This is a genomic window from Curtobacterium sp. VKM Ac-2884, from assembly GCF_015350945.1.
Taxonomy (GTDB): domain Bacteria; phylum Actinomycetota; class Actinomycetes; order Actinomycetales; family Microbacteriaceae; genus Curtobacterium.
The window spans coordinates 193,016-214,531 of the sequence record NZ_JADKSA010000004.1 but is presented as its reverse complement, the minus strand read 5'-3'; the positions used below and the strand labels follow the sequence as shown (position 1 = coordinate 214,531).

Sequence of the window (21,516 nt, the reverse complement as noted above, 5' to 3'; positions counted from 1 at the left end):
GCTCGTCGGCTCAGCGTCGTTGCGGGCTCAGCGCACCTCGGCCGAGGCCCAGAGCGCGTTCACGCCCCGACCCACCGGACGCAGGAGCGGGACGGCGACGAGCACCGTCGCCGCCAGGTACGCCAGGGTCTGCAGCAGCCCCGGGACGGAGAAGGTGACGCCGAGTGCCTCCTGCGGCAGCGCCGTGAGGAGGACCGTGTTCGACAGCAGCGCCGCGACGAACCACAGTGACGCCGCCACGGTGACGGTCCACCCGAACGCCCGCTGCGCGCCGTCCTCGTGCCGGACGGTCAGCACCCCGAACGCCACGAGCGCACCCTGCGCGACGACGACGAGCACCGCGGTGGCCCAACCCGGCGCCGGCCACAGGAGCGCGAACGCCAGGACCGACACCGCGAACGCGAGCGCCCGTCGGTCCTTCGCCCGCACCGCCGCGACGAGCACGACCGCACCCGCCAGCCCGGCCACTACCGTGGCGACGAGGAGCAGTCCGTTCGGCAGGTCCCACGGCGCGAGCCAGATCGTCCCCACCAGTCCACGCGCCCCGAACACGACCGCTGCGACGACGGCCGCGGCCGAGACCACCCGAACCCCCGTGATGTTCTGCATACCCGCACCTTACTCCCGCACCCGTCACGCCGCGATGGAGCCCCGGTGGCCGGTGGAACGGGGGGATAACCCCACCCGGGGTGGGGAGGGGGCAGGATGGGGGAACGGCCCCGCGATCGCGAGGCTGGAGTCATGACCGACACCGACCGCCTCGACCAGGCGCGAACCGTCCCGCTGGACGACGTCACGCCCTCGCCCGACCAGGCCCAGACCGTCCCGCTGGGCGACTCCGTCCCACCTGGAGCCACCAAGCCGATGCCGCAGTACCCGCGACAGCACGACCAGCAGACGCCGCCAGCGTCGTGGGGAGCGACCCCGCCGAACGGATCGGCACCGGGTGGCGGCCGGGGCGGCAGTGCGGGCTCCGGCATGACGGCCGGCGCGTTCTACCGCGAGTCGTGGAAGCGCCTGCCGCGCGACTTCGGCTACATGGCCCTGACCGGGGTGCTGCTCTGCACGCTCTACTTCGCGTTCCCCGCGGCGATCTTCGGCGGAGGCTTCCGCGACCTGTTCAACCCGTTCGTGCTGCTGATGTTCTTCATCGCGCTGTTCGTGGCGCGGTGGCTCGGACAGTTCGAGAAGCTCCGCATCGGATGGGCCGATCGGCGTCCGATCCGCCCGGTGGACTGGACGCCCCGCTGGCAGCAGAACTGGTGGACGCGCACCGGTTCCGCCGTCGCCAACCCGCACTACTGGCTCTACCTGCTGCACGCAGCGGTCGTGTACCCACTCGTCGCCCTGGTGACCGTCGGTGCCGGCGCGATCCTGCTCGCCGGGTTCCTCTGGCCGATCGCCGTCGGCGGGGTGTTCCTGCTCAACAACGTCCGGACCGGGTACTTCCCGGACGGCCTCGGGTTCGCCACGGGCATCGGGTTCCTCGGACTGCTGTCGATGGCCGCCTCGGTCGTGCTGTTCCCGCTCTGGGCCCGTGGCTCGGTCATCGCGCACTACTGGGTGGACTTCGGTCTGCTCGGTGGGTTCCGTGCCGAGCAGCTCGAGCAGCGCGTCGCCGGACTCCAGGCCTCCCGTGCCGGTGCCGTGACCGCCGAGGGCCAGGCCCTGCGCCAGATCGAGCGCGACCTGCACGACGGCCCCCAGCAACGCCTGGTGCGCCTCCGGATGGACCTGTCGGCAGCGGAACGCGCGTTCGAGAAGGACCCGCAGAAGGCGAAGCAGCTGATCGGCGAGGCCTCCGAGCACGCGCAGGACGCCCTCGACGAACTGCGTGCGCTGTCCCGCGGGTTCGCCCCGCCGATCCTGCTCGACCGTGGGCTCGTGGCGGCCCTCGAAGCGCTCGTCGCCCGCACCCCGATCCCGGTCGGCCTCGACGTCCGCCTGCCCGAGGGCCTCGAACTCGCGACGGAGATCCAGCGCAACGTGTACTTCACGGTGAGCGAGCTCCTGACGAACACCATGAAGCACGCCGGTGCCACGACCGCCGGGGTGTACCTCGGCCTCGTGGTCGACGCCTCCGGGCTCTGGTACCTGACCGTCAGCGTGACCGACGACGGCCGCGGCGGAGCACGACCCCAGCAGGGCCACGGCATCGAGGGTCTGATCGGCCGGATGCGCGCACTCGACGGCGACCTGGTCGTCGCGAGCCCCGAGGGCGGCCCCACCGAGGCCACGGCGCGGATCCCGCTCGGTGCCCTGAACGGCGTCCCCACGACGGCGAACCCGCGGTCGTGACCCCACGGGAGCGCCCGTGCTCCCACTAGGCTGGTCGGCATGACAGACGGCCCGGATGCAGCACGCATCCGGGCCGTCGTCGTCGACGACGCCGTCCTGCTGCGCGAGGGCCTGGCCCGCGTGCTCGACGAAGCCGGCATCGACGTCATCGGCCAGTACGCGGACGCCCGTGCGTTCCTCGCGACGCTGCCGGACGGCGCTCCCGACGTCGTCGTCATGGACGTCCGGATGCCGCCGACCTTCACCGACGAAGGCGTCCGCGCCGCCGTCGAGACCCGCCGGATCGCCCCGCGCACCGGGGTCCTGCTCCTCTCGCAGTACGTCGAGGCCACCTACGCCGAAGACGTCCTCGCCGCCGGTGCGACGGGCATCGGCTACCTGCTCAAGGACCGCGTCACCCGGCTCGAGGAGATCGACGACGCCGTTCGTCGGATCGCGGCCGGCGGCACCGTGCTCGACCCCGAGGTCGTCACTCAGCTGATGAGCCGGCGGCGCGACCCGCTCGCCGCGCTCACCCCGCGCGAACGCGACGTGCTCGGCCTGATGGCCGAGGGCCGCACGAACGCGGCCATCGCCCGCGCCCTCGTCATCGGCACCGGCGCCGTCGAGAAGCACGTGTCGAGCATCTTCGGCAAGCTCGCGCTCGAGGACACCGGCGAGGACCACCGCCGCGTCCTCGCCGTGCTCGCCTACCTCGGATGAGCCGGTCCCGCGGATGAACCAGGCCCGCGGTACCGACCGGATCCCGGCTCCGCTGCTCGCCCTCACCGCGATGGTGTCCGTCCAGCTCGGTGCCGCGATCGCGAAGACCCACTTCGACGACGTCGGCGCGGTCGGGGCCGCGACGCTCCGGCTCGTCATCGGCGCGGTGGTGCTCGCGCTGGTCGTCCGTCCCCGCGTCGGGCACTGGACCCGCGCGCAGTGGCTCGGCGCGGTCGGCCTCGGACTGGCGCTCGGCGGGATGAACGTCTTCATCTACCTGGCCTTCGCGACCATCCCGATCGGGGTCGCGGTGACGATCGAGTTCCTCGGTCCGCTCGCCCTGTCCCTCGTGCACACCCGGCGGTGGCGGGACGCGCTCTGGGCCGCCCTGGCGCTCGCCGGCGTCGTGCTGCTCGGGGTCGGCCCGAGCGCCGTGACCGAGGTCGGCGGCGTGGTCTGGGCCGTGCTCGCGGCGGCGTGCTGGGCGGGCTACATCGTGATGAACCGGCACGTCGGCGCCGCGATCCCCGGTGTCGACGGCCTGGTGGTGTCGATGGTGGTCGCGATGCTCGTGTCGCTGCCGTTCGGGCTCCCGTCCGCGATCGACGGCGTGGTCCGCGAACCCGTGCTCCTGCTCGTCTTCGGCGCCGTCGCCGTCCTGTCGAGCGTGCTGCCCTACGCCCTCGAGATGCTGGCGTTGCGGCGGATGCCGACGCGGGTGTTCGGCGTGCTGCAGAGTCTCGGCCCGGCGATCGCCGCGCTGGCCGGCCTCGTGGTGCTCAGCGAGGGGCTGTCCGTGCTGGAGACGGTGGCGTTGGTGTGCGTCACTGCTGCGAGCGTCGGCGTCACGCTGTCCGCGCGCCGCCGACGCCGCTGAACCACCGTCTACTCGTCGCCGAGGAAGTCGGCGTACGTGGGTTCCGTGTGCTCGCCCGACAGCAGGGCCGGATCGTTGACCCGGGCCTCGACGTAGGCGCTGATGACCTCGGGTGGGGTGAGCACGTGGGCGACCCAGGACGGCACCGCTGTGTTCTTCATGGTGCCTCCTCGTCCCGGAGCGGCACTCGAACGAATGCCTCGATCAGTGAGTTACTTGCCGAACCGGTGTTCGCTAAACCATCCTCGGGGTACGACCGGAAGTCAACGCGCTGCGTTCTGCGGACTCCGCATCGCGCGTTCCGCCTGGTCGGCACGCAGGGTGCGGTGCTTCACGGCCGACCGCCACACCCACGCGTCCGCCTGCTGTCCGAACTGCGCCCACTCGACCATGACGGCATCACGGGTCCAGCTCTTCGCGAAGGCCTTCACCCGGACGTGGAAGGTCGGGAACTGGATCCACGCCCAGACCGGCACGGGGGTGACGGCGTGGCAGACGTCGGGCCCGCGGGCGTCCTCGGACAGCGAGTAGGCGCGCGGACGTTCGACCTCCGGGTGTTCCGGGGGCTGCCACCGGTTCTCGCGACGCCGTCCCACGACGGTATTCGAACGTGTGTTCGAACGGGAGTCAAGTCCGCCGCGTGCCGTGGACCTCGGTCGGACGCCCGCTGGGCGTGTCGTCACGACCGATCCGCCAGGTGCGAGGTTGCGTGCGAGGTGCGCCGCCGTACGATCACGGCATGGAGCTCCAGTTCCGCGGCGAGGTCATCGAATGGCGCGGCCCTTCGCCGTTCTTCTTCGCCGTCGTGCCACCGGACGCCGCCGAGGTCATCGCCGACCTCGCACCGATGCTCACCTACGGGTGGGGTGTGATCCCCGCCCGGGTGACGATCGGCCCGGTGACCTGGACGACCTCGTTGTTCCCGAAGGACGGCGGGTACCTCGTGCCGCTCCGGGCGGCCGAGCGCAAGCGTGCGCACGTGGACCTCGGGGACGCCCCGCAGATCGCCCTCGAGCTCGGCGGCCCCTGACATTCCTCCACAGCGCTGTCGATCGCGGAGCGTCTCCACAACGCTCACTGCCAGCCCCGCTGTCGCTCCCGCCTTCCCTAGCGTCGAGGGTGTGGAGGGGAGGTGGCGATGGTCGAACGACCACGACATCCCAAGAAGGACATCGAGCAGGTCATGCGTACGGCCGAAGCGCGCGGATGGCGTTTCGCGAGGGGGGGGGAGTACTACAAGGCGTACTGCCCGTGTGGGGAGCACCTCCACACGGTCCCTCTGACGCCGTCGGACCCCTGGTACGTTGTGCATCTGAAGTATCGGCTCGCGAGAACGGGCTGCTGGGACAGGAGAACCTCATGACGAACTACCTCGTGCGCGTCGAATGCGCAGCGCAGCTCGAGGCAGCGGACGACCTCCGCGCCGAGCTCACGGCGGACTTCGACGTCATAGCGGACGCGCTCTTCGATCTCGACGACCTCCACGATCAGGACCTGAACGCCGACCTCGCGACCGGCATCCTCACGTTCTCGATCGGGGTCGTCTCGGACGACGAGTTCGGTGCGCTCGACCGTGCGCTCGGGGCAGTCCGGACTGCGCTGCACGCCGCGGGGCGTGGCACCCCTGGTTGGGAGCGGCAGTACCGGATGCTGCGACAGGAAGTCGAAGAAGAGCCGATCAGAGCGTCCTGACGACGGTGCGATGGGGTGCCCGCTCCTCGCCGGCGAGGGTCAGAGCCAGATGGCGACACCACCGTGTGAGGAGCACGTGCCTCGCCGGGACTGGCTGAAGCTGTACGTGCCGTCACCGCACTTCGCAGTGGCGCCAGCTGGCGAGCTCGACGCGACCTCTGGACGGCACACGGTGGCACCCGCGGTGTTGACGTAGGTGCCGTTCGTGCACGAGGGAGCAGCGGGCGCAGCGGGTGCGACGTACGTTCCGACGGTGGTGACCTGCGTCACTGGCGGCGTCGTCACGCGCTCGCTCTGCAGGACCCGCCGGGTCTCGACGCCGTCCGTGGAGGTGACCGAGTACGTCTTCGTGATGACGCCGTCCGTGCCCGGGGTGGTCACGGATGAGGTGCCCTGCGCGACGGTGGAGCTCTGTACCGTCGTCACGCCGAACGGGATCCGAGCGGTCTCGACGACTTCCTCTGTGGTGATCACCGGCGTCGGCGTCGGCGTCGGAGTCGCGGTGCGCGTCGGGCGCGGGGTGCGAGTCGGAGTCGAGGTCGGTTTCGCACTCGATGTCGTCACCCCGGCGGCCGCGACGGGGACAGGTCGCTCGGGCAACGGGTGTGTTGCTCCGTAGGCGGAGCTCGAGCCGATCAGCGCCGCCAACGCGATTCCGGCGCCGATCGCAGCAGTGCCACGCTTCCGGGGGATGCGGAGCCAGGTCGACCGACGGAACGCGACGCCGTAGAGCATCGTGGGCAGGACGACGAGCGCGATCATCAGCAGCATCCCCCAGGGCCCCGTCGATGCGAAGCCGGCGAGTGCGAGGACGGCGGTGCCCACGATGCCGACCCAGGTGATGATCGGTACTCGACGACGGGCACGTGGGGTGCGCGGGCTTGTGGAATTGCGGGGGTTCGGCACGGAGCTCCTTGGTATGGCGAGGACCGCTCAAGTGTCCCGGAAGCAGCTCCGCCGCCCCATCCCCACTTTTGGGCGGTGTCGCGCGCACGGTGCGCGCGCGTTCGCTCCGTGCGTGGTTGATGGCTCGGTGCGCCGGAACAACCTCGCACCGAGCGTGCAACCGGGCACCAGTCGACGAAGCCGACACCGGGCAGAAGCAAGAAGCAAGAGAGGGGATGACGGGAATCGAACCCGCGTGGCCAGTTTGGAAGAACGTCCCTTACCCATTACCAGCGCACACCGACGTGAACCGCTTCGGCCTTCGCGGAGCTGTCCCAGCCCGCGTTTCCGGGCGTTCAAGAGATCCACAGTGGCTCACGTCGGTGCGGCTTGGTTCGGGGTGGTGGAGCGCGGCTGGAGGGGCTCCGGAGGGGGCTAGAGGTACTGCATCCGCAGATAGGGCCTCAGGTGTGGGTCTTCGAGGCGATATTCGTACTGTCGACGCGCTCCAGTTCTAGTGAGCATTTGCCCATGATCCGCGGTGATTAGCTCGCCCAGTGCGACGTAGAGGAACGTGTAGTTCGCCCGCGCACCAAATTTAGCCTCCCAGAGGTTCTGAATATCTACACTGCTCCACTCCTGCTTGTCGGAGTCGGCAAGTAGCAGCATTACGTTTTTCCTCGGCTGAGTATCTCCCGCCGCTTCGAAGGCGGCTTTGCATCGTGAGGCGAACTGAGCAGAAACTGACTTTGAGGCGCGCGTCAAGGCTGATCCCACCATCGCAGGCTCGACGAGCGACGTCCCGGCTCTCCGTGCCTCGCGAGCGATGTAGAGACCCATCAGGTGAGCGAAGTACGGGAAGCCGTCGCTGTGGTGAACGAGCTGGTTGATAATCGACGCCGGGATTTGGATCGAGAGGAAATTGAACCCCTGGACAAGAATTTCCCGAATCTCTTCGTTCGGCATGCGAGGCACGCCCACTTCAGTTGTGCGACGCGCGAAAGAGCGTGATGCTCCAAGTAAGCCTTGTGCATCAGTTGCAATACCGATGACTACACAAGACACCTGCGGTGCGTCATCTCGGCCAGCTCGATCAGAAAGCAATTCTAAAAGCTGTGCAACTGCGAGGCGGGTATCTGTATCCTGGATATTCTGGAAGTTGTCGAATACTATGAGCTGTTTGCCTGTGCGATCCATCGCATCAATCAGGACGTCGATTGCGGGCTTTTCAAGAACCTCCCATTCGGAGGAATTGCTGAGATCCCCTTTGATCGAAGCAGTCATTTTGGCAATCCAGGGGAGCTTGCCCTCACCGGAAGCTTCTGCTCCTATCGATCGCGAACGACCACGTTTCATCTCTCGCACGTCTACGAGCTGTCGGAGGGCGTTCTCAACCAGCTGGTCAGCGTCCATCCCAGTCATACACTCCACAGAAACGAAGTGCATATCCTCGTCTTCGGCCGCATACTTGAGTAGGGAAGTCTTTCCGACTCCAGTGTCCCCGTAGATCAGGACTTGACCGCCGCGTTCCGTCAACGCGTCTCGTAGGTTCTGCTGCAGACCGGGTGTGCCGTCGAGTTCGGGCTCATTCCGGCGTTGGAACATCTCCCGAGTCACGATCGTCTTAGGTGTAAATACGTCTTCCGGTTTCCGTATGGCCACGAAGTGGAGCCTAGTGCACGTCGACCGCGTTCCCGCAAGACTGCGAAGCATCTGCGCGCCCGCCGTCGAGTATGGGCCTGTCGGCGCTCCCTTGAATCCCCGCACGCCGCATGGCGCGTGCCTGCTCCTGCACGGTGAGCGGGCGCTTCGCGCCCTCCTTGTCGTTGCCGGTGTACTCGGTGCCACGGTCGCTGTTGTTGCTCATGAGAATTGCCTTCCGTAATTGTCGATAGTTGCAAAAACAAAAACGCACCTATTGCCCCACGGTAGTTCCGCAGCAATGTACCGTTAATGCTAACGCAAACGGAAGGTTCGCCACATGGGAACACGTCAATCGGAAGCCGAACTTCGCACGACGGTGCCGCCGGAAGTAATTGAAGCACTCGACCTCATGGTGCGCGTGGGTGGCATTTCCAAGGCGACGCTCGTGCGTGTTGCCCTGGTAGATCATCTGACGACTCTCGGCGTGCTGTACCCGGAAGTTGCCGAGACGTTGCGCCCCACCAAGACTCGCGGACGTCTCCGCGACCGCTCGATAGAAAAGGAAGACCGATGACCGTCGAGACCACCCCGTATCCCGCCTACGGCGGACCGCGTGCGGCCAAGCGCCTGCGTCAGAAGGCCTGCGACTACCGCGGCGCAGCTGAAGAGCTGCGCGCAGAAGTGGAAGCCGCCGAGCGCGCCTTCGGTGCTGCGTTCGAGCGGGCGGACGAGCTCAGCACCACCCGCGACCGCATCCGTGACCTGATCAAGCGGCCCGCGCGCCGGATTGGAGCCTGACATGCCCGTCTTCGACTACTCGCCAGCTATCGCCGCTGATCCCGAGATCTTCCGCATCCACGCACGGGAAGAGGCGTACCCCAATCAGACCGCCGAGAAGGCCGAGGTCAAGCGCGTAGATGACGCCGTGTTCGACCGCGTGCGCATGCTCGAAAACGCCCTCGTTAAGAGCTCCGAGAGCCTGATTGAGCGCGGCAAGGAGCTGACGGAGGGCTCGGCTGATGTGGAGCAGCAACTCCGCGAGCAGGTGAAGTACCAGCTCGACTACAGCTCAGTCGACTTGAAGCTGGCCGCCGAACAGTACTCGAAGCTGCAGAGCCAGGCCCAGCAGCGCATCGACGCTCTGGAGCGGCTCGCTCGGGAAGCTGAGTGGTTGGCCGACCGTGCAGAAGACCCGTACATGGCCTATCGGAAGCTCGTAATCGCCTACCCGGCGTTGTCCAAGAAGTACTGACCACATGGAACCGCCCCGGCCCTGTTGAAGGAGGCCGGGGCGGCGGAGGGGCTTACCGTGACATCAAATATTCTACCACCGAAGCCGCTGGACGCGCTGCACGCGCTGTGGGGCTGGGATCGCGCGTGGCCAACGCTCGGTTCGGGTCCGACCGCACCGAACGACAGCCCGTTGCGCCACCTGAGCCGCGTAGAGCTGGCTACCATGCGCTTCCACGTGGACCCAACCGTGGAGCGCACGCCGCGTCGTGGCGTCGTGCTCGACGCAGCCCTGCGTGTCGCCGTGTGGGACGACCGCGGGGTCCTGCCGTACATGTCCGGGTGGACCATCGCTCGCTCGCTGCAGTCGCTCTACTACCCGCGCTCATGGAACGCGCTCGTGCCCGTGCGCGGCCTGGACTTGCTCGTCGCCATCGACTGCACCAGCGACCTCCACGGCATCAGCGTCACCCTCGACGCAGAACCGACCGACGGCCGACACCACAGGTCCATGCGGCTGCGTGATAGGTTCGTCGAACTCGACAGGTGACGAGTTCCCTTCACCTCTGACTGAACATACGAAACTAGTTAGTAGCCCAGCAGGGCATATTCGAGGTCTGACCGGCGCGAAAGCGACCGGCGGGTTGGCATATACGAAAGTCTCCGCAGAGAGCTACAGGTTCGCCAAGGTCCGCATGCCTCGTGCGGCACGCAACGATTCGTTGTGGGCTGCGCGGGGCTATTTCTATGTCTACGCGTAGCCCCACTCTCTGTGGAGCTTCCGATGACAATGACACACACCTGGCTGCGCTACGCCGCCGCCGCCTCCTACCTCGGCACGAGCGAGCGCCAGCTTCGCAGGCTGGTAGCTGACAAGAAGATCGGGCACACGAAGCTCGGCCTGCACACACTATTCAGCACCGATCAGCTCGACGCCTACATCCGGGCGCACACGTTCACTCCGGGGCAGCCCTCGTGAGCGCCTCGTGGGCTCCCTTTGGCTACGAGTTCGTCACGGCGTACGACTACACCGACGAGCACGGCCGCTACCTCTTCGAAAAACGGCGCTACCGCAGCACGCTGCCGGGTACGCGAAACAAGACGTTCTTGTACTTCGATCGGACCAATCGGTCGAGCCCCTACTCCAAGCCTTCCGACGCGGACCGGTGGCTTTACCGGCTGCCCGCCGTGCTGGAAGCCGTGCAGGCCGGCGAGACCATCCACTGGGCCGAAGGCGAGAAGGACGCGGACGCACTGTGGGCTGCTGGCGTCCCGGCGACGTCGATCCACCAGGGCGCGGCGAAGTGCACACCCGAGCAGGCTGCCTGGCTTCGCGATGCGCGGCGGGTGGTGATCTGGGTCGACAAGGACGAGGGGCACTGGGAGGTCGGCGCGTACGACGCAGCCTTGCGCCACGATCTACTCGCTGATGCAGGTGTGCGGCCCACTCACATCAGGCTCGTGAAGGCCCGTGGGCGGGGCAAGGACGCGTACGACCACTTGCAGCTGTATCCGCCGGAGCGAGCGATTCGCGTTGACAAGGCGAGGCTCGCGGCGGTGGCTGCCCTCTACACGCCGCTGACAGGTCGGAAGCTCGGGTACCGAAATGTCTGAGGTCCGACTGCTCCGCGCCCGTGAGGAAGCGCCCATTCGGAAGAGGGTCGCTACCGAGGCAGAGCTCATGGCGCGTGCCGACGCTCACATGTTTGAGAAGCTCCGAGAGGAAGACGATGACGCTGGTCTGCTCGACGAGGTGAAGCGCAAGTTCATGCAGTCGGCTGGCGACGCCGAGCACGATCACTTGCAGTACGCCATGACCGACGGTGACCTCATGGCCCTGGAGCCTCCGTCTTGGGTGGTGCAGGACTGGATACCGCGCGGCTTCTACTCGGACCTCTTTGGTGAGCCTGGCGCGAAGAAGACCTTCGCGATCCTCGACCTGGTTCGTTGTGTTCGTGCTGGCCTCGACTGGCACGGGCACTCCGTTGAACCTGGCGCGACGCTGTTCTACCAAGGCGAAGGTGCCGAGCAGCTTGTGGACCGCACCCGCGCGTGGAATTCCTGGCACTCGGACCCCTCCGTGGCGTCCGGCTGGACGTTCGCACACACGGCGGACGTCGGTACGCCTGAGGGAGTCGCCGCCATAGTCCGTACCGCTCGGGGACTCCCTCTCGCGGAGGACGAGCGCCTGCAAATGATCGCATTCGACCCGGCGGTCGAGTACATGTCAGGCGAAGAGAACGGCGAAGGCATGGAGCGGTTGACCCGCGGCCTGCGCATCATCGCTCAGATGCTTGACGTAGGAGTCGCGGTTGGTCACCACACCAACGCGACCGGCGAACGCGCTCGTGGTAGCGACCACATGCGGATGCGCTCCGGGGCACACATACGCGTCGAGCAGGTCGAGCTCGGCTACGTGGGCCTCGTGCAGCAGAAGCAGAAGAACGGCGAGATGCGGGCGCTCATCCTGCAGCCGGTCGAGTCCGCAGGCTCTCTCGCCCTGCACACCATTGCGTCGCTCACGGCGGCTGAGTACGCGGCACGGAAGAAGTCGAAAGACAACGCAGCGAACGCTGAGCGGCGACTTGAGATGTCATCGTCGGCAGCCCAGAAGAAGGACCAACTCGCGCGGGAGCTGCTCCTCCGCGTGGTGACGACGAGGCCTGGGCTCGGCAAGGGTGCGCTGACCAAGGCCTGCCTCTCGCAAGGGGCTGGCAAGGACGTACTGGAGCGCGTGCTCGAAGTACTCGTGGAGGAGGGGGCCATTCGCCGCGATGCAAAGGGCTCGGGAGCGAATTCTCCGCAGCGCCACTACCCCAGAGAGCCGAGCGACCCGTGACCCCGGGTCGTCGATGCGGGTCACGGGTCGCGGGGTCAGCAGTAGTACCGACCCGCGAACCCCTTTAGGGGGTCGCAGCGGGTCGCATACCACTGCCCGCCCATCAGCCAGCCAAAGGAGAAGAAAACATGTCAAAGAAGAACAGCTCGGACCTCATGCACGCCGACACCCGTTGCACCGCACGCCGCCGTAACGGGGAGCCTTGCCGCAACTGGGCGATGTTGGGCACGAACGTCTGCAGGATGCACGGTGGCGCGGCCCCGCAGGTACGGCGGCGTGCGCAGCAGCGCATCCTCGAAGCCAGCGACAAGGCCGCTGCCCGGCTGGTCGAGATCATGCAAGACCCGAAGGTGCCGTACGCCGTGCAGCTAGCCGCCGCCCGCGACCTGCTGGACCGCGCCCAGCTGGCCGGGAAGCAGGAGATCGAGATGGGCGTGACCGTCAGCCTGCTGGAGCGCAACATCGAGGCGGCGTTCGTCTACGACCTGGACGACGACGCGGTGACCGAGCTGTCGGACGAACCGGACGGCACCCCCGACTACTCCGCCGAGGAAGCCGCCGCCGACGCCGCCATGGAGGAGCGTCAGGCTGCCCGCGCCCGCCGCCAGCGGAAGACCGGCAACCCGGCACCGCGCACCGCGGCCGAACGCGGTGCACAACAGCCCAAGCCGGTGCAAGCCGGGCCGCAGGTCCGCAAGGGGCGGAGGACCCGGTGAACCGGCGGCGGTCCAGGCGTCCTTTCAATCGGACTGTGTCGGCCGAACGCCTCCGATCAGGTACCCCGGTGACCCCTCGCACACGTTCGGGCCGCAGGCTCGGATATCCGGCAGGTGCTAGTGAAATCTCAGATGCCGCGGTTCGATTCAGCTCGAGGCGGAAGGCGCAACCGGACGTTTCCGCCGCAGACCGAGAGGACAGAACCATGACCGTACAAGAGCTGATTGATCTGCTGGGCGCGCACAACCCGACGAGCCAGGTGCAGTTCCAGATCGTCGCGGACCAGGAGTCGGCGGGGTTGCTCACCGACGAGGACGGCGCGCCCGTCATCGGGCTGACGCGAGAGGGCGCGGTCTGATGCACGTCATCGGGTACGTGCGCGTGAGCACAGAAGAACAGGAGCGCTCCGGCCTCGGCGTCGAGGCGCAGGTCGAGGCCATCCACGCTGAGGCCAGCCGCCGCGGGTGGACTGTCGAGGTCGTGGCCGACCTCGGCCGCAGCGGCAAGGCCGTGAACCCGGAGCTGCGCCGCGCGCTGGACCTGCTGCGTACAGGGCAAGCGGAAGCGCTCGTCGTCGCGAAGATCGACCGGTTAGCGCGGTCGGTGCTGCACGCGAGCGAGATCTTGGTCGCGGCGCAGCAGCAGCACTGGAACCTCGTCATCCTCGACCTAGCGGTGGACCTGGCGACACCACAGGGCCGAGCGATGGCGCAGATGCTGGCGACGTTCGCAGAGCTGGAGCGCGAGATGATCTCTGTCCGGACGAAAGACGCCCTCGCTGCTCGTGCCCGCCGTGGCGAGCGCAATGGTCGACCGTCCGCCATCCCAGCCGGGCTAATGCGCCGCATCGTGCTGTCGCGGGATGCCGGAGCAAGCTTCCGGTCCATCGCCGCGGAGCTCACCGACGAGCGATACCTGACGCCCACCGGGCTGACCACCTGGAGCGAGTCTGTTGTGCGGCGCGCGTACAACTCCATCGCTCGAGTCGGGGCGGTGGCGTAGTGGCACACGTAAGAGAGGTAGAGCGCAAGACCGGCCGAGCGTACGAGGTTCGCTGGCGCGACGGCGGCAAGTTCCGGCAGCGGTCGTTCACGGTCAAGCGCGAGGCTGAGCGGTTCGCCCTGACGGTGGAGAACCAGAAGGCGCACGGCCAGACGACCGAGCCGCTGGCCGGACGCAGCAAGAGCTTCGAGGAAGTCGTGCAGGCGTCCCTCGCGGCGTCCCGCGCGAAGCTGAAGCCGAGCACCTACGCCGGGTACGTGCAGCTGTACGACGCCCGCGTGCTGCCCACCTTCGGCAAGCGGCGTATCTCGACCATCACTTCGGAACAGGTGGAGGCCTGGGTGGCTGAGCTCATCGCGTCCGGCCGCGCGTCCTCCACAGTCCGAAACCACTTCATTGCACTGAACAAGGTGTTCCGGTACGCCCTGCGGCACCGGCTGATTGCCCACAACCCGTGCGACGCGGTGGACATCCCTCGCGCCACCAACTCGGAGGGGTTCGCTCCGGTATTCCTCACGGCGGCGCAGGTAGAGCAGGTCGCCAAGGAACTGGACGAGTACGCGCCGTACGGGCTGCTGATCCGCTTCGCCGCGGGCACAGGGCTGCGCGCCGCCGAGCTGCAAGGGCTACGCATCCGCGACCTCAACCTCGCGGCCGGGCACGTGGAGGTTCGGCAGTCCATCCGGCGCGTGAACGGCGAGTGGCAGGTCGGTACCCCCAAGAGCGCCCGCTCCACCCGGAACGTACCGCTGCTCTCGCGCTCGCTCATCGCTGACCTGCGCGAGTACCTGCTGGCGCACCCGCACAGCGGCGACCCCGATGCGCTGTTCTGGCCAGCCCGCAGCAACGGCTCTCGCCGGCTCGACTGGTCACGCAACATCGACTGTGGGGGAGTGCGCGCCTACTACCTCGTGCCTGCCGCCCAGCGGGCAGGAGTCGTGCAGCACATGCGCTTCCACGACCTGCGCCACACGTACGCCTCGCTGATGCTCGCCGCAGGCTTCAAGCCGTACGAGGTCAGTCGCTGGATGGGGCACGCGTCTGTCTCCACCACGGACACCATTTACGGGCACCTGTACCCGACGGACTACAACGACCAAATCGCTCGGTTCGAGGCGTTCGTAGAGGCTCGATAGTCCGACCTAGAACGTCGGCAGGTTCACGAGGTTGTTCGTCCACTTGCCGTCGGCGTAGGTACGGAGGTACGGAGCTCCAGAATCCGGGCGAACTACCCCGACAGGCACCCTCGTCGTGCCAGCACCGACGTGGGCTGCTCCGTCCTTCCCCTCAAGGAATGCAACCATCGAGGGCTTGTCGTTGTCGCCGGTCTTGCCGTTTGTTGGATTAACCCAGCGGTACATCACGATGCTCGACTCGGTCCTGGTGGTTCCGCCGAAGCGGACATGCGTGATCTGAACAGCCATGGTGTACCCGATCTCTCCCGGACGCCTATCTGGCGCCTCGTTGAGAGACTGTCAGGTACCGCCGACATTGTCTGTCAGTAGGTCGGTTCTTCCCAGACCGTGATGGACCGAACGTCCTCAACCTCTTCCGGCTCGGCCGACTCGAAGGGGTCTCCTCTGCCCACGACAGAATCCTTCGGATCGATCTTCCGGGGTGAGTTCTTATCGAGAGTGAGCTTCTCGACCTTGTCGACGTACTCAGGCTCCTGCATAGCCGCCACGATGTTTCGCATGCCGAGGGCCCCGGTGCCACCAACGTTGACCCTGCGTGTGCGGAAAGTGCGAGCGAGGGTGATCCTCGGGGCAACCTCTATGGCGCGCACGACGATCTTCACGACCTTGATGTCGCCAAGCGGCTCGTTCGTGTCTGGGTCGGTGATGCCAACGGCACCGGGATCGAGGATGGCGAAGTACATGCCTGCCCTCACCCCGTGTTCAGCGCCTCGGTTGAGGATTACCTCGCGGTCACTCACAACTTCGGCGACCTTGCCGCGAATGCGCGACTCACCGTCTGGATCGCGAGCGAGTTCGACGACTCCGTCACTCATGCTGTGCTCCTTCTTGTCGTTCAGCTTCCTTCGCCAGCATCTCGAATGCGCGCCGGCCCTCGTCTTGCAAGCGGCTCACCTCGTCCAGCGAGCCTGGCGCTACGGTGTCCCACTCCGCCATCGCCCCGTACATCGCGGCCAGCACCGCCTCAAGGCGGTCCTGGGCGTCGGCCAGGCCAACGGTCAGCCGGACGTTCTTGGGAGCAGCCTCCGACAGCTGCCGTACAAGCACCTTTGTGTTCTCAACGTCCTGAGCGATGTGTACAAGGCCTCGGACTGCGCTCGTGCCGTTGGGCGTTAGGTCACGTTCTCGCGGGGCCGGTTGGAACAGGGTGCCCAGCGTCGCACCAAGGATGCCCGCTACGCCGATACCTGCACCAGCCCATCCGTTCGATGGGGTGACCAGGACACCGAGAATGATGAGAACAGCTCCCACCACGCAGCCCCACCAGAACTTCGGTCCGATGACGAGGTCACTACGACGAAAGCGCACGACCGGGCGTCGGTCCTGCGGCCTGTCGGTCATGGCGAGAGCATACAGAGACCGAGGGGTTTCGGAGGGGTTCTGCCTGAGCGTCCGTCACGTGGACGGGCTTACTTCCCAGTAGCCACAAGAGAGGGGATGACGGGAATCGAACCCGCGTGGCCAGTTTGGAAGACTGGGGCTCTACCATTGAGCTACATCCCCGCGCCTGCGCACCAGGCGCAGCCCGACCATCGTAGCGGACGAACGAGTACCGACATGCCACCCCGTGTGATGCTCCCGCCGACCGACGCCGATGCACGGCGGATCAAGCGGTCGCGGGTGGTCTCGTACGCGCTGGTGGTCCTCGCCGCGATCGTCTTCTCGATGCGCCCGGAGCTGTTCGGCGATCCGCAGTCGCAGCCCGCGCACGCCCTGCTGCACGTGTGGCGGATCATCGTCGGGGTCGTGCTCGGGGTGACGGCGCTCGGGGTCCAGGTGGTGGTCGGCGTGCGGTGGCGCAACGGCCTGCGCCGTGCCGCGGCGGACGAGTGACGCCCCTCCCGGGAACCGCGCACCGGGGGACCGCTAGACTCATCGGCGTCGCATGCGCCCTTCGGCGCGCGCGGACACCCTGGCCCAGTCAAACGGGGCGTAGCTCAGCTTGGTAGAGCGCCCGCTTTGGGAGCGGGAGGTCGCAGGTTCAACTCCTGTCGCCCCGACCAGGTCCTCGAGAACCATCGACCACACGAACGTCAACCAACAGGAGAACATCCCGTGGCCACCAGCACCGTCGACAAGGTGAGCGACACCCGCGTCAAGCTCACCGTGAACGTGACGCCGGAAGATCTCAAGCCGAGCATCGACCACGCGTACAAGCACATCGCCGAGCAGATCAACATCCCCGGCTTCCGCAAGGGCAAGGTCCCGCCGGCGATCGTCGACCAGCGCGTCGGCCGTGGCGAGGTCCTGAACCACGCCGTCGGTGACGCCATCGACAACTTCTACCGCCAGGCGGTCGAAGAGCAGGAGCTGCGCATCCTCGGCCGTGCCGAGGCCGACGTCGCCGAGCTGCCGAACCTCGCCGACTTCGCGGGCGACCTCGTCCTCACCTTCGAGGTCGACGTCCGCCCCGAGTTCGACCTGCCGGACTACTCCGCGTACGAGCTCACCGTCGACGCCGTCGAGGTGTCGGACGACGAGATCGAAGAGGAGCTGCAGAACCTGCGCACCCGCTTCGGCACGCTCGTGACCGTCGACCGTCCGGCGAAGACCGGCGACTTCGCGCAGATCGACCTGACCGCCAGCATCGGCGACGACGAGGTCGACTCGGCCACCGGCGTCTCCTACGAGATCGGCTCCGGCGACCTGCTCGAGGGCATCGATGAGGCGCTCGAGTCCCTGACCGCCGGTGAGTCGACGAACTTCGAGTCGAAGCTCGTCGGTGGTGACCGCGAGGGCGAGACCGCCCAGATCGCCGTCACCGTCACCGCCGTCAAGGAGCGCGAGCTTCCCGAGGCCGACGACGAGTTCGCCCAGATCGCCAGCCAGTTCGACACGATCGACGAGCTCAAGGCAGACCTGAAGGAGCAGATCGCGAAGTCCAAGACCTTCGGTCAGGGCGCCGCGGCTCGCGACAAGCTCGTCGAGAAGCTCATCGAGGACGTCGACATCCCGATCTCGGAGCAGCTCATCGAGGACGAGGTGCACCGTCACCTCGAGCAGGAGAACCGCCTCGAGGACGACGAGCACCGCAAGGAGGTCTCCGAGTCCAGCGAGAAGGCCTTCCGCTCGCAGATCCTCCTCGACTCCATCGCCGAGAAGGAAGAGATCCAGGTCTCCCAGGAGGAACTGACCCAGTACCTCATCCAGGCTGCTGCGCAGTACGGCATGGAGCCGGCCGAGTTCATCAAGGTCATCGACCAGAACGGCCAGATCCCCGGCATGGTCGGCGAGGTCGCCCGCTCGAAGGCGGTCGCGACCGTCCTGTCGAAGGTGACCGTCAAGGACACCAACGGCGACGCAGTCGACCTGTCCGCCTTCACGGCGGGCGTCGCGCAGGCCCCCGCTGAGGACGCCGAGTAACGAACTCGACGCCACCAGCAAGACGGACGGGAGGCACGGTGCCAGCTGGCACCGTGCCTCCCGTCTCGTGTTTTCCGCACCACCGCATTGCTGTCGGCGAACACACGCGAAGTGGTGCGTTGCAACCGATAAGTTCGACAACAAGCGACAACTGAACGGGAGCTTTTCCATGGCCGAAGCAACACTGAACCCCAGTGTTTTTGACCGCCTTCTGAGAGACCGGATCGTGTGGCTCGGCTCCGAGGTCCGCGACGACAACTCGAACGAGATCGCAGCCAAGCTGCTGCTGCTCGCCGCCGAGGACCCTGAGAAGGACATCTACCTCTACATCAACTCGCCCGGTGGCTCGATCACCGCCGGCATGGCGATCTACGACACGATGCAGTTCGTCCCGAACGACATCGTCACCGTGGGCATCGGCCTGGCCGCGTCGATGGGACAGTTCCTGCTGTCCTCCGGCACGCCGGGCAAGCGCTACATCACGCCGAACGCCCGCGTCCTCCTGCACCAGCCGTCCGGCGGGTTCGGCGGCACCGCTGCCGACATCCAGACGCAGGCCAAGGTCATCCTCGACATGAAGCAGCGCATGGCGGAGCTCACGGCCGAGCAGACCGGCAAGTCGATCGAGCAGGTCCTCAAGGACAACGACCGCGACAACTGGTTCAGCGCGCAGGAAGCCCTCGAGTACGGCTTCGTCGACCACCTGCGTGCCTCGTCGGCCGAGGTCGTCGGCGGCGGTGGCACCGTCGGTGACGGCGCGACGCCGACCGCGGCTGCCGACCCCGACGCCCAGTCCTGACCCCCACCGAAGAAAAGGAAACGAGAATGCATCTCCCAATGCTCGGTGGCGCGCAGAACGTCCCGGCTCCCTCCGATCGGTACATCCTGCCGAGCTTCGAGGAGCGCACGGCCTACGGCTACAAGCGCCAGGACCCGTACGCGAAGCTCTTCGAGGACCGCATCGTGTTCCTCGGCGTCCAGGTCGACGACGCGTCGGCTGACGACGTCATGGCCCAGCTGCTCGTGCTCGAGTCGATGGACCCCGACCGCGACATCGTCATGTACATCAACTCGCCCGGTGGCTCGTTCACCGCGATGACGGCGATCTACGACACGATGCAGTACATCCGTCCGCAGATCCAGACGGTCTGCCTCGGTCAGGCCGCCTCGGCCGCGTCGGTGCTCCTCGCCGGTGGGACGCCGGGCAAGCGTCTGGCCCTGCCGAACGCCCGCGTGCTCATTCACCAGCCCGCTGTCCAGCAGGGTGGCGGTCAGGCGTCGGACATCGAGATCCAGGCGGCGGAGATCCTCCGCATGCGCACCTGGCTCGAGGAGACGCTGTCGAAGCACTCCAACAAGACGCCGGAGGAGATCAACCACGACATCGAGCGCGACAAGATCATGTCCGCGCAGGAAGCCGTGGAGTACGGCCTGATCGACCAGGTCCTCACCAGCCGCAAGAACCTGCCGGCGCTCGTCAAGTAGCACCGCAGGCCGCTTCGGCGCCGACGAAGGGCGGTCGAGGTTCCAAGATCTTGGAATCTCGACCGCCCTTTCGTCGTGCTGTGGAACCTCGGCGGACCTGAGCGGCGAGTCGTGGAACCTGGGTGCGCCGGCTCGCCAGCACACCGGCCTGGAGGCACGGCGCGGGTCCGCCCCGTCGGCTCAGTCCTCGGTGTCGTCCGTCTCGGGCGCGGGGCGGCGCCGCAGGAGCAGCAGGACCGAGACGACCGCGGCGACGAGGACGACGCCTCCAGCGCCGATCCAGAGCGCGTCGGTCGTGGCCGAGTCGGTGTCACCCGAGGCGGTGCCGGTGGTGGCGGCCGCGGTGGAGTCGTCTCCCGCGGTGGCGCAGGTCGGCGGCGTGGTCGATCCCGAGGCCGCGGAGAAGCCGGACGGGGCCTTCCACGTGAAGGCGTACTCGTCGGAGACGGTGTGGCCGTCGGCGGAGACGATCTGCCACTCGACGGTGTACTTCCCCGAGTCGCCGAGTGCGGCGGGCGTGGTCATCGAGGGGCCGTCGATGTCGACGCAGCCGTCCTCGTAGTACTTCCCGTCCGGACCCACGACCCGGAAGGCGAAGCCCGAACCGGAGTCGCCGATGTCGAGCAGCTTGTCGTTCGTGGTGATCTCGAACGCCTTCGGCAGCGCGGTGAGCGTGCCGCCGACCTCCGGGGTGGACGCGATCAGGTAGTTGTGCGCGCTGGCGGGACCCGCGAGCCCGAGGACCGCACCGCCTGCGATCGCGACGGCCGCGGCGGACCCGGCCACGAGCCTCCAGGCAGAGGACCGCAGTCGAGCCCGACGCGAGCCGCGCTGCGTCACTTGGCGGAGCTCCGACGACGCGTGCCGGCGACGGCGACGACCAGGGCGACGGCGCCGAGCACCAGACCGCCCAGGCCGAGGAAGCGGCCGACCAGGTCGGGGTCCGCGGGGGCCGTCGAGCCGGCTGCGGCCTCGGCGGTCGGGGTGGTGGCGACCGGGTCACCGTCGTCGTCCGTGGCCTCGGCCGCGGTCAGCGTGATCGAGGGGGCCGGGTGCTCGGGCTCGGCCTCGCCGGCCTGCTGCTCCTGGTTCCACTCGACCGAGCCCTTCTCGCAGGTCTGGATCGCGGGGAACTCGACGAGGTCGCCGGCCTTGCCGTCCGGCAGCGAGAAGGAGAGGGCGAAGGTGTCGCGCTCGTCGGCGGGGAGCGGGGTCTTCGCGGTGTAGGTGATGCTCGTGACGCGCTCGGCGGCGTCCTCGGCGTGCTCTCCGTCGGCCGCGGCGGAGGGGCTCGTGTACGGCTCGGTCGCCTTCGTGATCTTCCAGTTCGGGTTCACGGTGGGGGTGACCTCGATGACGGACTCCGGCACCTGGAACTCGATCTTCGTGGTGGGGGAGCCGTCGCAGCCGTGCGGGACCGAGAAGGTCGCCGTGGTGTACGAGTTCGCGGCGGTCGAGGTGGCCGTCGCGGACACGTGCGCGCTGGCTGCGCCGGCGGTGCCGAGGACGATGACGGCCACGGCGCCGAGGGTGACGGCGCCGCCGGCGGCGAGACGCTTCTGCATGGGGATCCTTCGATGGTCGGG

Annotated in this window: 31 protein-coding genes and 2 tRNA genes; 21 read left to right on the top strand and 12 right to left on the bottom strand. The window is 67.4% G+C overall.

Features of this window, described 5'->3' with window-relative positions; genetic code table 11:
• Positions 1-27 precede the first annotated feature (27 nt).
• Positions 28-609, bottom strand: coding sequence for a hypothetical protein (locus ITJ60_RS12580; RefSeq protein ID WP_194648161.1), 582 nt, complete (start codon positions 607-609; stop codon positions 28-30).
• A gap of 132 nt (positions 610-741) precedes the next feature.
• Between ITJ60_RS12580 and ITJ60_RS12575 the strand changes: the two genes are divergently transcribed.
• The 3 genes from ITJ60_RS12575 to ITJ60_RS12565 are packed head-to-tail and all read left to right on the top strand — an operon-like array spanning position 742 to position 3,877.
• Complete coding sequence (locus ITJ60_RS12575) at positions 742-2,298, top strand: sensor histidine kinase (RefSeq protein WP_194648160.1); 1,557 nt, start codon at positions 742-744, stop codon at positions 2,296-2,298.
• Between the two features lie 39 nt (positions 2,299-2,337).
• On the top strand, positions 2,338-3,000 hold the full coding sequence (locus ITJ60_RS12570) for a response regulator transcription factor (RefSeq protein WP_111084503.1): 663 nt from the start codon (positions 2,338-2,340) through the stop codon (positions 2,998-3,000).
• 13 nt (positions 3,001-3,013) lie between these two features.
• Entirely contained in the window at positions 3,014-3,877 is an 864-nt protein-coding gene (locus ITJ60_RS12565) for an EamA family transporter (RefSeq protein ID WP_194648159.1), read from the top strand.
• An 8-nt stretch (positions 3,878-3,885) separates the two neighbouring features.
• Here the strand turns inward: ITJ60_RS12565 and ITJ60_RS12560 are convergent, their stop codons facing one another.
• Both ITJ60_RS12560 and ITJ60_RS12555 read right to left on the bottom strand, forming a co-directional pair.
• Complete coding sequence (locus tag ITJ60_RS12560) at positions 3,886-4,038, bottom strand: hypothetical protein (protein WP_159572741.1); 153 nt, start codon at positions 4,036-4,038, stop codon at positions 3,886-3,888.
• A gap of 102 nt (positions 4,039-4,140) precedes the next feature.
• A complete protein-coding gene (locus ITJ60_RS12555) occupies positions 4,141-4,473 on the bottom strand; it encodes a hypothetical protein (RefSeq protein ID WP_123293983.1) in 333 nt (110 codons plus the stop codon).
• Positions 4,474-4,616: 143 nt separating this feature from the next.
• Between ITJ60_RS12555 and ITJ60_RS12550 the strand changes: the two genes are divergently transcribed.
• Positions 4,617-4,907, top strand: coding sequence for a DUF1905 domain-containing protein (locus ITJ60_RS12550; RefSeq protein ID WP_194648158.1), 291 nt, complete (start codon positions 4,617-4,619; stop codon positions 4,905-4,907).
• 329 nt (positions 4,908-5,236) lie between these two features.
• Positions 5,237-5,569 (top strand): hypothetical protein, encoded by a 333-nt coding sequence (locus ITJ60_RS12545; protein WP_194648157.1) that lies wholly within the window; start codon positions 5,237-5,239, stop codon positions 5,567-5,569.
• Between the two features lie 39 nt (positions 5,570-5,608).
• Here ITJ60_RS12545 and ITJ60_RS12540 read toward each other — a convergent pair whose 3' ends face one another.
• From ITJ60_RS12540 to ITJ60_RS12530, 3 genes are all read right to left on the bottom strand, one after another.
• Complete coding sequence (locus ITJ60_RS12540) at positions 5,609-6,475, bottom strand: DUF3761 domain-containing protein (protein WP_323749170.1); 867 nt, start codon at positions 6,473-6,475, stop codon at positions 5,609-5,611.
• Positions 6,476-6,889: 414 nt separating this feature from the next.
• Positions 6,890-8,116, bottom strand: a complete 1,227-nt coding sequence (locus ITJ60_RS12535; protein WP_194648156.1) for an ATP-binding protein — start codon at positions 8,114-8,116, stop codon at positions 6,890-6,892.
• Between the two features lie 10 nt (positions 8,117-8,126).
• On the bottom strand, positions 8,127-8,321 hold the full coding sequence (locus tag ITJ60_RS12530; RefSeq protein ID WP_194648155.1) for a hypothetical protein: 195 nt from the start codon (positions 8,319-8,321) through the stop codon (positions 8,127-8,129).
• A gap of 114 nt (positions 8,322-8,435) precedes the next feature.
• Here ITJ60_RS12530 and ITJ60_RS12525 point away from each other — a divergent pair, with 114 nt between their 5' ends.
• From ITJ60_RS12525 to ITJ60_RS12475, 11 genes are all read left to right on the top strand, one after another.
• Positions 8,436-8,672 carry a hypothetical protein gene (locus tag ITJ60_RS12525; RefSeq protein ID WP_194648154.1) on the top strand — a complete coding sequence of 79 codons (237 nt, stop codon included), beginning with the start codon at positions 8,436-8,438 and terminating at the stop codon, positions 8,670-8,672.
• Positions 8,669-8,896, top strand: coding sequence for a hypothetical protein (locus ITJ60_RS12520; RefSeq protein WP_194648153.1), 228 nt, complete (start codon positions 8,669-8,671; stop codon positions 8,894-8,896). Before ITJ60_RS12525 ends, ITJ60_RS12520 begins: the two co-directional genes overlap by 4 nt.
• Before the next feature lies 1 nt (position 8,897).
• On the top strand, positions 8,898-9,350 hold the full coding sequence (locus ITJ60_RS12515; RefSeq protein WP_194648152.1) for a hypothetical protein: 453 nt from the start codon (positions 8,898-8,900) through the stop codon (positions 9,348-9,350).
• A 216-nt stretch (positions 9,351-9,566) separates the two neighbouring features.
• Positions 9,567-9,878 (top strand): hypothetical protein, encoded by a 312-nt coding sequence (locus ITJ60_RS12510; protein WP_194648151.1) that lies wholly within the window; start codon positions 9,567-9,569, stop codon positions 9,876-9,878.
• A 234-nt stretch (positions 9,879-10,112) separates the two neighbouring features.
• Positions 10,113-10,307: a helix-turn-helix domain-containing protein gene (locus ITJ60_RS12505; protein WP_194648150.1), complete on the top strand. Its 195-nt coding sequence runs from the start codon at positions 10,113-10,115 to the stop codon at positions 10,305-10,307.
• Positions 10,304-10,942 (top strand): hypothetical protein, encoded by a 639-nt coding sequence (locus ITJ60_RS12500; protein ID WP_194648149.1) that lies wholly within the window; start codon positions 10,304-10,306, stop codon positions 10,940-10,942. Before ITJ60_RS12505 ends, ITJ60_RS12500 begins: the two co-directional genes overlap by 4 nt.
• Positions 10,935-12,167: an AAA family ATPase gene (locus ITJ60_RS12495; protein WP_194648148.1), complete on the top strand. Its 1,233-nt coding sequence runs from the start codon at positions 10,935-10,937 to the stop codon at positions 12,165-12,167. The genes ITJ60_RS12500 and ITJ60_RS12495 overlap by 8 nt, the downstream gene beginning before the upstream one ends.
• A 128-nt stretch (positions 12,168-12,295) precedes the next feature.
• Positions 12,296-12,883: an HGGxSTG domain-containing protein gene (locus ITJ60_RS12490; protein WP_194648147.1), complete on the top strand. Its 588-nt coding sequence runs from the start codon at positions 12,296-12,298 to the stop codon at positions 12,881-12,883.
• A 206-nt stretch (positions 12,884-13,089) separates the two neighbouring features.
• Complete coding sequence (locus ITJ60_RS12485; protein WP_194648146.1) at positions 13,090-13,242, top strand: hypothetical protein; 153 nt, start codon at positions 13,090-13,092, stop codon at positions 13,240-13,242.
• Positions 13,242-13,886 (top strand): recombinase family protein, encoded by a 645-nt coding sequence (locus ITJ60_RS12480; RefSeq protein WP_194648145.1) that lies wholly within the window; start codon positions 13,242-13,244, stop codon positions 13,884-13,886. The genes ITJ60_RS12485 and ITJ60_RS12480 overlap by 1 nt, the downstream gene beginning before the upstream one ends.
• Positions 13,886-15,022, top strand: a complete 1,137-nt coding sequence (locus ITJ60_RS12475) for a tyrosine-type recombinase/integrase (RefSeq protein ID WP_194648144.1) — start codon at positions 13,886-13,888, stop codon at positions 15,020-15,022. Before ITJ60_RS12480 ends, ITJ60_RS12475 begins: the two co-directional genes overlap by 1 nt.
• Before the next feature lie 6 nt (positions 15,023-15,028).
• On the opposite strand, the gene ITJ60_RS12470 is transcribed toward ITJ60_RS12475, so the two are convergent.
• From ITJ60_RS12470 to ITJ60_RS12455, 4 genes are all read right to left on the bottom strand, one after another.
• Positions 15,029-15,310: a DUF3892 domain-containing protein gene (locus ITJ60_RS12470; protein ID WP_194648143.1), complete on the bottom strand. Its 282-nt coding sequence runs from the start codon at positions 15,308-15,310 to the stop codon at positions 15,029-15,031.
• A gap of 74 nt (positions 15,311-15,384) precedes the next feature.
• Positions 15,385-15,897 (bottom strand): hypothetical protein, encoded by a 513-nt coding sequence (locus tag ITJ60_RS12465; RefSeq protein WP_194648142.1) that lies wholly within the window; start codon positions 15,895-15,897, stop codon positions 15,385-15,387.
• Complete coding sequence (locus ITJ60_RS12460) at positions 15,890-16,423, bottom strand: hypothetical protein (protein WP_194648141.1); 534 nt, start codon at positions 16,421-16,423, stop codon at positions 15,890-15,892. The genes ITJ60_RS12465 and ITJ60_RS12460 overlap by 8 nt, the downstream gene beginning before the upstream one ends.
• 91 nt (positions 16,424-16,514) lie before the next feature.
• Positions 16,515-16,585 (bottom strand) — tRNA-Gly (locus ITJ60_RS12455).
• A 54-nt stretch (positions 16,586-16,639) separates the two neighbouring features.
• On the opposite strand from ITJ60_RS12455, the gene ITJ60_RS12450 reads away from it, so the two are divergent.
• The 5 genes from ITJ60_RS12450 to ITJ60_RS12430 all read left to right on the top strand — a co-directional run bounded on the left by ITJ60_RS12450 (position 16,640) and on the right by ITJ60_RS12430 (position 19,930).
• The gene (locus ITJ60_RS12450) at positions 16,640-16,915 is read left to right on the top strand and encodes a hypothetical protein (RefSeq protein WP_194648140.1); all 276 of its coding nucleotides are present in this window, start codon (positions 16,640-16,642) and stop codon (positions 16,913-16,915) included.
• Positions 16,916-17,008: 93 nt separating this feature from the next.
• Positions 17,009-17,085 (top strand) — tRNA-Pro (locus ITJ60_RS12445).
• Positions 17,086-17,137: 52 nt separating this feature from the next.
• Entirely contained in the window at positions 17,138-18,445 is a 1,308-nt protein-coding gene (gene tig, locus ITJ60_RS12440; RefSeq protein WP_185003198.1) for a trigger factor, read from the top strand.
• 169 nt (positions 18,446-18,614) lie between these two features.
• Positions 18,615-19,244, top strand: coding sequence for an ATP-dependent Clp protease proteolytic subunit (locus ITJ60_RS12435; protein ID WP_111084515.1), 630 nt, complete (start codon positions 18,615-18,617; stop codon positions 19,242-19,244).
• A 26-nt stretch (positions 19,245-19,270) separates the two neighbouring features.
• Positions 19,271-19,930, top strand: coding sequence for an ATP-dependent Clp protease proteolytic subunit (locus ITJ60_RS12430; protein ID WP_111084516.1), 660 nt, complete (start codon positions 19,271-19,273; stop codon positions 19,928-19,930).
• A gap of 180 nt (positions 19,931-20,110) precedes the next feature.
• Here ITJ60_RS12430 and ITJ60_RS12425 read toward each other — a convergent pair whose 3' ends face one another.
• Together ITJ60_RS12425 and ITJ60_RS12420 are read right to left on the bottom strand one after the other, a co-directional pair.
• Positions 20,111-20,716, bottom strand: a complete 606-nt coding sequence (locus ITJ60_RS12425; RefSeq protein ID WP_194648139.1) for a copper resistance CopC family protein — start codon at positions 20,714-20,716, stop codon at positions 20,111-20,113.
• A 50-nt stretch (positions 20,717-20,766) separates the two neighbouring features.
• The gene (locus ITJ60_RS12420; protein WP_131878528.1) at positions 20,767-21,495 is read right to left on the bottom strand and encodes a YcnI family protein; all 729 of its coding nucleotides are present in this window, start codon (positions 21,493-21,495) and stop codon (positions 20,767-20,769) included.
• Positions 21,496-21,516 lie beyond the last annotated feature (21 nt).